Below are 12,209 nucleotides of genomic sequence, written 5' to 3'. Positions count from 1 at the left end.
AACCCTATGAAGATCTCCGTCATCGGCTGCGGCTACCTCGGCGCGGTTCACGCCGCCACGCTCGCCTCGATGGGCCACGACGTCGTGGGCATCGATACCGATGCGGACAAGGTGGGGCACCTCGCGCGCGGCTTCGCGCCGTTCTTCGAGCCGGGGCTCGAGGAGCTGCTGGCCGAGGGCCGCGAGACGGGACGTCTCGTCTTCGGCACGGACATGGACCTCGTGGCGGACGCCGACGTGCACTTCCTCTGCGTCGGGACCCCGCAGGCCAAGACGAGCGATCTGGCCGACCTGAGCTACCTCGAGTCCGCGACGCGGGCGGTGGCGGCGCGCGCGAAGGCGGGCTCCGCCGTCGTCGGCAAGTCCACGGTGCCGGTGGGCACTGTGGCACGAGTGCGCGAGTGGCTCGGCGGAGCCGACGTCGCGCTCGCGTGGAACCCCGAGTTCCTGCGGCAGGGCACGGCGGTGAAGGACTCGCTCGTGCCGGACCGGCTCGTCTACGGGGTCGAGGGCGCCGACGGCGGCGGGCCGGCCGCCGGCCACGGCACCGTGCGCACGCTCGACGAGGTCTACGCGCCGCTGCTGCACGCGGGGGTGCCGCGGATCGTGTGCAGCTTCGCGACGGCGGAGCTGATCAAGTCGGCGGCGAACGCGTACCTGGCCACGAAGCTCTCCTACATCAACGCGATGGCGGAGCTGTGCGACGCCGCGGGGGCCGACGTCACGCAGCTCGCGGCCGCTATGGGCCTGGACCCGCGGATCGGGCAGCGCTACCTCGCGGCCGGGCTCGGGTTCGGCGGCGGGTGCCTGCCCAAGGACATCCGCTCGTTCCGGGCGCAGGCGCGCGAGCTGGCCGTGGACTCCGTGGACGCGTGGATGGGGCTCGTGGACTCGATCAACGTGGGCCAGCGCGGGCGGGTCGCGGCGATGGCGGCGGAGCTGTGCGGCGGGGACGTGGCGGGGCGCCGCGTCACCGTGCTCGGCGCGGCCTTCAAGCCGGACACCGACGACATCCGTGACTCCCCCGCGCTCGACGTGGCCGTGCGGCTCGCGGGGGCTGGCGCGCATGTCACCGTGACCGACCCGAAGGCGATCAACCACGCCTGGATGCGGTTCCCGCAGGTGCAGTTCGAATCCTCGGTGACCGCCGCCGCAGACGGTGCCGAGCTGGTCCTGCTGCTGACCGAGTGGCCCCAGTTCCGGGCCCTCGACCCGCACGAGTTCGCGCGCCTGGTGCAGCGGCCGGTGATCGTGGACGCGCGGAACGTGCTCGACGCCGAGGCCTGGCGGGCGGCCGGGTGGACGGTGTGGGGCCTCGGCACGGGCGACGCCGCGCGGGCCAGCAGGGCAGCGAGCCCGTCGGAGTCGCGCCGCGTCTGACCCTCCCAGGATGCGGGGTCACCTCCCAACGTTGCGGGGTCACCTCCCAACGTTGCGGGGTCACCTCCCTGTGTTGCGGGGTCACCTCCCAACGTTGCGGGGTCATCTCCCTGGTTGCGGGGTCACCTCCCACCGTTGCGCGGTCACTTCCCAGCGTTGCGCGGTCACCTCCCTGTTGCGGGGTCACTCGCCGCGCCCAGGAGCGTCCAACTGTAACCTGTGGATAACTCCCGACAGGGCTCGTCACACCCTTGTAGACTGCTGAAAGCTCAGGTCGCCGGGCTGGCGGCACACCAACGACCTCGGGGGATGTCAATGGCGCCTCGTCGCTCGCTCCTGTCCGTTCTCGCGCTGGCATCCGCGCTCGCCCTCTCCGCATGCGGCGGGAGCGCTCAGCCAAACGCCTCTGGGACCCCAAGTGCCACAGAAACTGCTAGCCCGACTCCGACGGTCGACACACGCCCCACTCCTGCTAGCTCTACTGGGCCCGGCCGGAACATTCCTAAGCCGGAGCTTCCGGAGGCGGCGAAGCAAAACACGGGGGAGGGCTTCGAGGCATTCACGCAGTACTGGTTCGATACCATTACCTATGCACTGGAAACGGGCGATACAGCGCCGCTGAAGGCGTCCTCCACCGAGGAGTGCAAAATGTGCAATTCCTTCATGGACGAAGCCAACAGGGACTTTAGCAAGGGCTCGTGGAACGTGGGACCGAAATGGAAGGTCGTTTCATTCCGGCCGCACATGACGCTTGATCCGCTCGGACAGGTCGTCGGCTATTTCCAGCTGGAGGAGTCCCCTTCGGCGAAATACACCAAGGACGGCACCGCAGTTCTTAATGGCGAGGGAAGGCCCGCCCAGGGCGCCGAGGCCATCTATGCCAAGTTCGAGAGAGGGCAGTGGTTGGTGTCGGAGGCCGGAGGGGCATGAGACGAGCCACGCTCAGTCTGAGTCTTGCGCTTGTTACCGTCGGCCTTACGGCAAGTCCAGCATTCGCTACAGTTTCGCGTTGGGACGATGAAAAAGTAGAAGTACATGCCGGCACGAGTGGTAAAGCCGTGTTTGAGTTCCCAGCTGTCGAAGGTGTTGCCGAAGTCTTCATTTACTCCTACAAACTCGCCTGCGCGCCGGGCGATCCGGAGCATCTCGATGAAGGCCTCTGTGGCCGGATGAACGGCTCGTGCAGAGCAGAACCAGGCGGCAGGCTCGTGCACTGGGAGCGGCAAGATACACGCACCCCTGGTGCGGCATGGGAGCGGGTCGGAACAAGCTGCATGTACGCCGGCAAGCCACCTGAACGTCCCGGCGACGTGGTCATCGCCGTGACCGAGAAGCAGCTGCGGGAGCTTCCCATAGCCGCTCCAGCACTGGGCTCCCAGCCGGGGCGTCACACCCTGAAGGGTGCGGAGACGAACATCTACGCCGAACCAGCCGACCAGTCGTTCACCATCGACATCCTCGGCAGGCGGGTTGACGTGAGAGTCAAGCCGAGCGAATACCGCTGGGACTATGGGGACGGAACCACGCTTGTGACTGCCGCTCCTGGAGGTCCGATCCCCGAGAGCCGCTGGGGCGAGAAGACGGTCACAAGCCACGTCTACCGGCAGACGGGCGATTTCGCCGTGAACCTCACTACGGTCTTCACCGGCGAGTTCTCGGTCGACGGCGGGCCCTACCAGCCGATCGCTGGCAACGCACCCATCCCCAGCACTCCGCGGACACTCAGCGTCTGGCGATCCGAGGTCAAGCTCTACGCCGACGACTGCGACGTCAACCCTCAAGGCGCCGGCTGCCAGTAGCCTCTACTGCCGGCCCCGGGCGAGGACTGTCGGACCCCCATGGGACGATGAATCCATGACAACCTTCCCCCTCCCCCGCGGGGCCGGCTTCGGAGAGCACTCCGAGCTGCCCATCGTGGACACGACGGGGATGGTCACCAGGATCGGCCCGGCAGCCATGGCCAGGGCGCACAACTACGCCCGCGGCGGCCACGTCCTGTCGTTCACCTACGACCCGGGGGCCGCGGAGATCGTCGGTTTCGTCCAGGGCGGCGACGCCGAGCCCTACGAGGCGTGCGCCTACCTCAAGCGCACGCGGACAGGCTTCACCTACGCCGGCAGCTGGTGCACGTGCCCCATCGGCGCCGACTGCAAGCACGTAGGCGCCCTCGTCATTGCCTCCAACACCGCGAGCCTGCGGGGCATGGCTGCAGCGTCCACGCCGGAGGCGCCCCCGGCCCCCGAGCCCGCCTGGAAGTCCGAGCTCCGCCGCATCATCGACCCCGGGAGTCGGCAGGCCCGCTCTGGCCGGGCCCAGCGGCTTGGCCTGCAGTTCGAGCTCCGGGACCTCGACGCGGACCTCGGCAAGCGGTTCGGCAGGCCCCTCGCCGAGCGGTACCGGCAGGGCAGCAAGCTCGGCATGCGGCCCGTCGTGCACAACCCCACCACGGACAACTGGATCAAGAGCAACCTCACCTGGAGCACGTTCGGGCGCCAGGACCTCTATGGCGACTACCTCGAGTCCCACTTCGCATGCTTCCGCGAGATCCAGGCCCTGCGCCTCGGCACGGAATCCGGGTACTGGAACGGCAACGACCCGTGGATGTACCTCGATGACTTCGCCAGCCCACTCCTCTGGACCCTCCTCGATGCCGCCGGCCACCTCGGCGTCGAGTTCGTCGGCACCCGCAAGGGCATGGTCGTGGGCTTTGGCGACGGCCCCGCGAGCGTGACGCTCGAGGCGCTCCCCACGGACGACGGCGGGCTCCGCCTCAAACCGGTCCTCGCCATGGGCGGATCTCCGGTCGCGGCCACAGCGGCGGGCACGATCGGCGACCACGGCGCCTACGCCGTCGTGCGCGGCGGAAGCGAAGACCACATCTTCCTCGCCCCGAGCGAGTCCCGGCTCGGCGACCGCGAGCGCGCCCTGCTCGCAACGCCGCAGGGGATCGAGATCCCGGCCGCGGACCGAGACGCCTTCATCGCCGAGTTCTACCCGGACCTGGCCCGCTCGGTCGTCCTCACCGCGGGCGACGACGCCGTGGACCTCCCGCCCATCGATCCGCCGCTGCTCGTGCTCACCGCGAGCTTCGAGCCCGACGACGTGCTGCGCCTCGCCTGGCACTGGGAGTACCGGACGGGCGACGCCGTGCGGCGGCTCGCGCTCGTGGCGTCGCCGGACGACGGCGCCCGCCGCGACGAGCCCGCGGAGGAGGCGGCGATCGGGAGGGTGCAGGGCGTCCTCGCCGACAGCCCGCTGCGCGGGAAGCCGCTCGGACCGGCGCGGCTCGAGGACCTCGACACCGCGGACTTCGCCGAGCGCGTCCTCCCCGCCCTGCGCGGGCTCGAGGGCGTCGACGTCCGCATCGAGGGCAACCAACCGGACTACCGCCGCCTCGAGGGGTCGCCGCAGCTCGTCGTCAGCACGGTCGAGAGCGAGAAACGCGATTGGTTCGACCTCGGCCTCATGGTCACGATCGCCGGCCGGTCGATCCCCTTCCAGGACATCTTCACCGCTCTGGCCCGGGGCCGGGACAAGGTCTTGATGCCGGACAAGACATGGTTCCGCATCGACACCCCGGAGATCCAGCGCCTGCGCCGGCTCATCGACGAGTCCCACGAGCTGCGCGAATGGCGTGCCGAGAGCACCTCGAAGAAGCCGCCGCGGCTGAGCCTCTACCAGGCCGGGCTCTGGGACGAGATCGCCGAGCTCGCCGGCGAGACCGCCGAGACGCCCCGCTGGAAGCAGGCCGTCCAGGGGCTCCTCGACCCGCACGCCCTCGACCCCGTCGCCCTCCCCGCTGGCCTCAACGCCGAGCTGCGCCCCTACCAGGACGAGGGCTTCCAGTGGCTCGCCTTCCTGCACCGCCACGGGCTCGGCGGCGTGCTCGCCGACGACATGGGCCTCGGCAAGACGCTGCAGACGCTCGCGCTGATCCTGCACGCCCGCGAGGCCGCGCCGGCCCCCGGAACGCCCACGGCCCCGTTCCTCGTCGTCGCCCCGACCTCCGTCGTGCCCAACTGGGCGGCGGAGACCGCTCGGTTCGCGCCGGGGCTGACGGCGATCGCTCTCACGGACACGCAGGGCAAGTCCGGCACACCGCTCGCGGAGGCCGCGGCGGGGGCGGACATCGTCATCACGAGCTACGCCCTCTTCCGCCTCGACTACGAGGCCTACGCCGACCTTGACTGGGCCGGCCTCATCATGGACGAGGCCCAGTTCCTCAAGAACCGGGCCACGAAGGCGCACCAGTGCGCCCGCGACCTCGCTGCGCCCTTCAAGCTCGCCCTCACCGGCACGCCCCTCGAGAACAACCTCATGGAGCTCTGGAGCCTCTTCGCGATCGTCGCCCCCGGGCTCTTCCCCGCCGCGCACCACTTCGCCCAGGACTTCGCCAAGCCGATCGAGAAGAACGGCGACGCCAAGCGCCTCGCGCGGCTGCGCCGCCGCGTCCGGCCGCTCATGCTGCGCCGCACCAAGGAGGCCGTCGCGACCGAGCTCCCCGAGAAGCTCGAGCAGCGCCTCGACGTCGACCTCGACCCGCGGCACCGCAAGCTCTACCAGCAGTACCTCCAGCGCGAGCGGGAGAAGGTCCTCGGCCTCGTCGAGGACCTCGACCGGAACCGCTTCATCGTCTTCCGCTCGCTCACGCTCCTGCGGCTCATGGCCCTTGACCCCGCCCTCGTCGACGAGGCGCACGACGGCGTGTCCCCGGCGAAGCTCGACGCGCTCCTCGAGCAGCTCGACGACGTCGTCGCCGAGGGGCACCGGGCGCTCGTGTTCAGCCAGTTCACGTCCTTCCTCAAGAAGGCCGCGGCCCGGCTCGACGCCGAGGGGATCGCCTACGAGTACCTCGACGGCACGACCCGCCGCCGCGGAGAGACCGTGGCCCGGTTCAAGGAGGGCGAGGCCCCGGTCTTCCTCATCTCGCTCAAGGCGGGCGGTTTCGGCCTCAACCTGACCGAGGCGGACTACTGCTTCCTCCTCGACCCATGGTGGAACCCTGCCGCTGAGGCCCAGGCCGTGGACCGGGTCCACCGCATCGGCCAGACCCGCCGGGTGATGACCTACCGGCTCGTGGCCAAGGGCACGATCGAAGAGAAGGTCATGGACCTCAAGGAGAAGAAGGCGGCCCTGTTCTCCTCGGTCATGGACGACGACGCGATGTTCGCCTCGAGCCTCACGGCCGACGACGTGCGCGGCCTGCTCGCGTAGGCCGGCACGCGGGCCCCCGTTCGGTTTGCGGCCTCGGCCGGGCTCCCCTAGCGTAGGTCAAGGTTTGGTAACGAACCGCCCTGCCCCGGGCCCGAGCCCGGGGGTGTGACAACAGCTGCCGCGGCCACGCGCCGTCGGCCGTATATGCCGGGTGCTGCCGTCCACCGTTCGCCGCCGTCTGAGCAGACACCATGACCTGACCTCGAGACGTCAGGGGCCGGCGGCGCACGAGGACCTCTGGGGACAGACGAGTGCCGGTGGAGCCCCGAGCATGAGACACACACCATGACGAAGAACTCCATCAGCACCGCCGCAGGCCGTTCGCTCGCCCTCGCCGCCGCCTCCGGGATGGCCATCGGGGCCGCCGCCCTCGGAGCGCCCGCGGCCAACGCCGCCGACGGCTCCACGTGGGACGCCCTGGCCCAGTGCGAGTCCGGCGGGAACTGGTCCACCAACACGGGCAACGGCTACTACGGCGGCCTCCAGTTCTCGGCGAGCACCTGGTCCGCCTACGGCGGCACCGGCCTCGCCTCGGACGCCTCCCGCGAGCAGCAGATCGCCGTCGCCGAGAAGGTCCTCGCGGGCCAGGGCTGGGGCGCCTGGCCGTCCTGCGCCTCGCAGCTGGGCCTCTCGGGCACCGCCGGCGCCGCGAGCGCCGGCACGCAGGTCCAGACCGCGCCGGTCCAGCCGCAGGCCGCCCCCGTCCGGGAGATCCCGGTGCAGCCGGCGCCGGTCCAGCAGGCGCCGGTCCAGCAGGCCCCGGCACAGGGACGCCACGCCGCGCACGTCCCGCTCAGCGGCGAGACGTACACGGTCGAGGCCGGGGACACCCTGAGCACGATCGTCGAGAAGCTCGGCATCGCCGGCGGGTGGGAGACCCTCGCCGACGCCAACGCGGGCGCCGTGACCGACCCCGACCTGATCTTCGAGGGCCAGGTCCTCCAGCTCCCGGCCCAGTAGCCCGGACCCAGGACCAGGGACCATGACGGCAAGCCCCCGGCCCCACCGGCCGGGGGCTTGCCGTGCGCTGGGTAGGGAACCCGCAGCCAGTCGCTCAAGCCCGCGCCCAAGGACTGCCCGAAGCTTCCCCAAGACTTCCACGTAGCGGAAACAAATTTCCCTATTGCAGATGGGATGCGCGGCAGGTACATTTGGGATACCAGAACGCGAGATCCGGGTCACACCGCTCCGAGACTCGCACCACAGCGGCTCCCCCGGCCGCGCTGCTGAGCCTCACAGCGACAACAGGCAAACAGGCACAGCGGATCACCCGAGAATGGCCCAGTGGGCCACGTCCCCCGATCCGAGAGAGAACCCATGAACAGCACCAAGGACACCGTCGTCCCGCCGCTGGACAGCGCCGGCATCATCGCCGGCGAGCACGCGCCGTCGTCCCTCCCCGACAGCGTGAGCGCCCGCCTCTACAACAAGGACCTCGCCCCCACGCAGCGAGCCGGCCGCAAGTGGACCGCCTACAGCATCTTCACCCTCTGGGCCAACGACGTGCACAGCCTCGGCAACTACGCCTTCGCGATCGGCCTCTTCGCCCTCGGCCTCGGCGGCTGGCAGGTCCTCGCGGCGCTCGGCGTCGGCGCGGCCCTCCTGTTCGCCCTCCTGAACCTCTCCGGCTTCATGGGCCAGAAGACGGGCGTCCCGTTCCCGGTCATGAGCCGCATCGCCTTCGGCATCCACGGCGCGCAGATCGCCGCGGTGCTGCGCGGCGGCGTCGCGATCGCGTGGTTCGGCATCCAGACCTACCTGGCCTCCGTGGTCCTGCGCGTCCTCATCCTCGCCGTCGCCCCGGGCCTCGCCCCGCTCGACGAGGGCTCGATCCTCGGCCTCTCCCCGCTGGGCTGGGCGGCGTTCGTCGCCCTGTGGATCGTCCAGGTCGTCATCGTCTCCTACGGCATGGAGATGATCCGCAAGTACGAGGCCTTCGCCGGCCCCGTCATCCTCGTCACGATGCTCGCCCTCGCCGTCTGGATGTTCGCCCAGGCCGGCTTCGAGATCGCGTGGAGCACCGACAAGAGCCTCACCGGCGGGGACATGTGGCTCCAGATCCTCGGCGGCGGCGCCCTCTGGGTCTCGATCTACGGCACCTTCGTCCTGAACTTCTGCGACTTCACCCGCTCCGCCAAGTCCAAGGGCGCGATCGTCAAGGGCAACTTCTGGGGCATCCCGATCAACATGCTCCTCTTCGGCGCCATCACCGTGGTCCTCGCCGGCGCCCAGTTCAAGATCAACGGCCAGATCATCACGAGCCCCTCCGACATCGTCGCGGAGATCCCCAACACGCTCCTGCTCGCCGGCGCCTCCGCCGCGCTGCTGATCCTGACCATCGCCGTGAACCTCATGGCCAACTTCGTCGCCCCGACGTACGCGCTGACCAACCTGTTCCCGAGGCGCCTCGACTTCCGCAAGGCCGCGATCCTCTCGGCCGTGATCGGCCTCGTGATCCTGCCCTGGAACCTCTACAACAACCCGGTCGTGATCGTGTACTTCCTCGGGGGCCTCGGCGCCCTCCTCGGCCCGCTGTTCGGCGTCATCATGGCCGACTACTGGCTCATCCGCCGCGGCAAGGTCGACGTCCCGGCCCTCTACACCGAGGACCGCACGGGCCCCTACCACTACACGAAGGGCGTCAACCCGCGGGCCGTTGCGGCGCTCGTCCCCGCTGCGGCAGTCGCGATCGCGATCGCCTTCATCCCGGCCCTCGGCGCGCTGAGCTCCTTCTCGTGGTTCTTCGGCGCGGGCATCGCCGCCGTGAACTACTGGTTCATCGCCGACCGGAAGCGCACCTTCGCGGACGCCGACGGCGAGGCCATCGCCGTCCCGAGCGTCCACTAGACGCGCACGACGGCGGCCGGCCGGCTCACAGCCCCGGCCCGCCGCCGTCGTCCGCACCACTCCCCGCACCGGCCGCCCGCCGCGCCCGAGCCCGAGCCCGAAGCAAGGAACACCCATGCGCATCCTCGTCGCCAACGTCAACACGACCCAGTCCATGACCGACTCCATCGCCGAGGCCGCCCGCGCCGCCGCCTCGCCCGGCACCGAGATCGTGGGCATCACGCCGCGCTTCGGGGCCGACTCGTGCGAGGGCAACTTCGAGTCCTACCTCGCCGCGATCGCCGTCATGGACGCCGTGACCCGCTACGAGGGCGAGTTCGACGCCGTCGTCCAGGCCGGCTACGGCGAGCACGGCCGCGAGGGGCTCCAGGAGCTCCTGGACGTTCCGGTCGTGGACATCACCGAGGCCGCCGCCTCGACCGCGATGTACCTCGGGCACAGGTACTCCGTCGTCACGACCCTCGACCGCGCCGTGCCGCTCATCGAGGACCGGCTCAAGCTCGCCGGGCTCGACGCGCGCTGCGCCTCGGTCCGCGCCTCGGGCCTCGGCGTGCTCGAGCTCGAGGAGGACCCGGAGCGGGCGGTCAAGGAGATCGTTGCCCAGGCCGAGCGGGCCGTCGGCGACGACAAGGCCGAGGTCATCGTGCTCGGCTGCGGCGGGATGAGCGGGCTCGACGCGCAGATCCGCGAGCGCTGCGGCGCCCCCGTGGTCGACGGCGTGGCCGCGGCTGTCGCGGTGGCTGAGGGGCTCGTGCGGCTCGGGCTCTCGACGTCCAAGGTGCGCACCTACGCCCGGCCGCGGGAGAAGAAGGTCATCGGCTGGCCGCTCTCGGCGCGGTAGGTTCGGCGGGGGCGCCCGGGACCGACTGGCGCCCTGGCGCCGGCCCTTCGAGCCGCCGTTTGGCACCGGTCTCGTTCCGAGACCGGTGCCTTTCTGCGAGACCGGGGACTTGCCGGCCTGTCTCGCAGGGCAGGACCGGTTTCGGATGAGCCAAGTCCGCGGCGCGGGGGCAGAACTGACCCCGCATCGTTGGAAGGTGACCCCGCATCGTTGGAAGGTGACCCCGCAACCTAGGCCGGCGGATCTCACCCGAGCCGGGCGCGCAGCCCCTCGACGAGCACCGTGAGCCCGAACTCGAACGCGTCCTCGGCGCGCTGGGCGCCGGGCCGGGCGTGGCCGAGTGCCCGCTCGAGCGTGGGGTAGCCCTCCCCCGGCGGCGCCCACACGACGTCGGGCGCCGCGAGGTCCAGCGCCGCCCCGATCGCGAACGAGTCGATGGTCGAGATGGCCGAGAGCACGTCCCGGCCCGTCAGCCCGGCGCGTTCAAGGGTCTGGGCGATCTCCTCGTACATGGCGATCACGAGGTCGTCCTGGACGGTCTGCTGGACGAGGAGCGGGGCGAGCCGCGGGTGCCGCGCGAAGCCGTCGCGGTAGGCGCGCACGAGGGTCCGCAGGGCATCGTCCCACGCGAGGCCCTCTGTAGGCCCACGCGGCGTGTCCTCGATGACGCGCCGGCGCATGAGCTCGATGATCTCCTCGCGCCCGGAGACGTGGTGGTAGATCGAGGACGCGCTCACCCCGAGGCGCTTGGCCAGGCGGGGAAGGCTGAAGTCGCCGTCGGCATCCACGAGCTCGAGGGCCGCGGAGGTGAGCGCCTCGACGGTGATGAGCGGCGCTGAGGGGCGGGCCACGGTGTCACTCCGATCTGTCGTTCTCCAGCACCCTATCCCGGCCAGAGCCGGCTGGATCCGAGAACCGGCTAGGGGGCAAAGCTCGATTCATCAGCCGCATAGCGTGCAGTGAAGAAGAAACCCAGAAGGCTCGATCCTCGGACGCCCACGGAGCGATTGGCATGATGGCCTGGTGATGACTCACGAGCTGACCAGAACTCTCCGCTGGCAAGGCCGCACCGTGTCCTGGGATCGCTTCGGACAGGGCCCGGCTCTCGTCCTCCTGCACGGCACGCCCTGGTCATCGGCACTGTGGCGCCCGGTCGCCGATGCCCTCGCCCACCGCTTCACCGTTTACCTCTGGGACATGCCAGGCTACGGCGCGTCGTCCAAGGATCCAGAACACGCCGTCGACCTCGGCGCTCAGGGCGAGCTGTTCGCGCACCTTCTCTGTGAATGGCAGCTCGAGCGGCCCCACGTCATCGCGCACGACTTCGGCGGCGCCGTCGCCCTCCGTGCTCGGCTGCTCCATGGGGCACGGTACTCCTCCCTTTGCCTCGTCGACGTCGTGGCCCTTGCCCCATGGGGCTCATCCTTCTTCACCCTCGTCAAGCAGCATGCAGACGTCTTCGCGCAGCTCCCATCGGCAATCCATCGCGGTTCCGTTGAGGCGTACATCCGCGGAGCGAGTCACCGCGGGCTGCGGGAGGACGACCTCGCGATGCTCGTCGAGCCCTGGACAGGAGACGAGGGGCAAGCCGCTTTTTACCGGCAGATCGCCCAGGCGGACGAGCGCTTCACCGATGAGGTCAAGCCCCTGTATGGAAAGATCGACGAGCCGACCCACATCGTGTGGGGCACCGACGACACCTGGATTCCCGTCGACCGCGCGCACCGCCTCCAAGCACTGATCCCCCACGCCACACTTGGACTCATTCCGGATGCGGGCCACCTCATTCACCTCGACGCTCCGGTCCAGCTCACCGCGGAGCTCGTGCGCTGGACCGAGTCCGTCCGTTAGACCGCGCGGAACACCCCTACGACACACCCCCCTTGTGCTCCGGGCCACACTCGCGCATACTAAACCGAAAGGCTTT

The 12,209-nt window shown here is 70.1% G+C and carries 9 protein-coding genes; 8 read left to right on the top strand and 1 reads right to left on the bottom strand.

The window, feature by feature from the left end; translation table 11 throughout:
- Positions 1–6: 6 nt before the first annotated feature.
- The 7 genes from ACUYMY_RS05195 to ACUYMY_RS05165 all read left to right on the top strand — a co-directional run bounded on the left by ACUYMY_RS05195 (position 7) and on the right by ACUYMY_RS05165 (position 10,282).
- Entirely contained in the window at positions 7–1,380 is a 1,374-nt protein-coding gene (locus tag ACUYMY_RS05195) for a UDP-glucose dehydrogenase family protein (protein WP_481702558.1), read from the top strand.
- Between the two features lie 309 nt (positions 1,381–1,689).
- Positions 1,690–2,310 (top strand): DUF6318 family protein, encoded by a 621-nt coding sequence (locus tag ACUYMY_RS05190; protein WP_481702557.1) that lies wholly within the window; start codon positions 1,690–1,692, stop codon positions 2,308–2,310.
- Positions 2,307–3,179, top strand: a complete 873-nt coding sequence (locus ACUYMY_RS05185; protein WP_481702556.1) for a PKD domain-containing protein — start codon at positions 2,307–2,309, stop codon at positions 3,177–3,179. The genes ACUYMY_RS05190 and ACUYMY_RS05185 overlap by 4 nt, the downstream gene beginning before the upstream one ends.
- A 55-nt stretch (positions 3,180–3,234) precedes the next feature.
- Positions 3,235–6,594, top strand: a complete 3,360-nt coding sequence (locus tag ACUYMY_RS05180; protein WP_481702555.1) for a DEAD/DEAH box helicase — start codon at positions 3,235–3,237, stop codon at positions 6,592–6,594.
- A gap of 285 nt (positions 6,595–6,879) precedes the next feature.
- Complete coding sequence (locus ACUYMY_RS05175; RefSeq protein WP_481702554.1) at positions 6,880–7,554, top strand: transglycosylase family protein; 675 nt, start codon at positions 6,880–6,882, stop codon at positions 7,552–7,554.
- Positions 7,555–7,911: 357 nt separating this feature from the next.
- Entirely contained in the window at positions 7,912–9,441 is a 1,530-nt protein-coding gene (locus tag ACUYMY_RS05170; protein ID WP_481702553.1) for an NCS1 family nucleobase:cation symporter-1, read from the top strand.
- 115 nt (positions 9,442–9,556) lie between these two features.
- Complete coding sequence (locus tag ACUYMY_RS05165; protein ID WP_481702552.1) at positions 9,557–10,282, top strand: aspartate/glutamate racemase family protein; 726 nt, start codon at positions 9,557–9,559, stop codon at positions 10,280–10,282.
- A 245-nt stretch (positions 10,283–10,527) separates the two neighbouring features.
- Here the strand turns inward: ACUYMY_RS05165 and ACUYMY_RS05160 are convergent, their stop codons facing one another.
- The gene (locus ACUYMY_RS05160; protein WP_481702551.1) at positions 10,528–11,133 is read right to left on the bottom strand and encodes a TetR/AcrR family transcriptional regulator; all 606 of its coding nucleotides are present in this window, start codon (positions 11,131–11,133) and stop codon (positions 10,528–10,530) included.
- 220 nt (positions 11,134–11,353) lie between these two features.
- Between ACUYMY_RS05160 and ACUYMY_RS05155 the strand changes: the two genes are divergently transcribed.
- A complete protein-coding gene (locus ACUYMY_RS05155) occupies positions 11,354–12,133 on the top strand; it encodes an alpha/beta fold hydrolase (protein ID WP_481702550.1) in 780 nt (259 codons plus the stop codon).
- Positions 12,134–12,209 lie beyond the last annotated feature (76 nt).

The sequence above is a fragment of the Sinomonas sp. T428B genome (assembly GCF_056780155.1).
The sequence above is the reverse complement of the archived record's forward strand: the minus strand, read 5'-3'. Positions and strand labels throughout refer to the sequence as shown.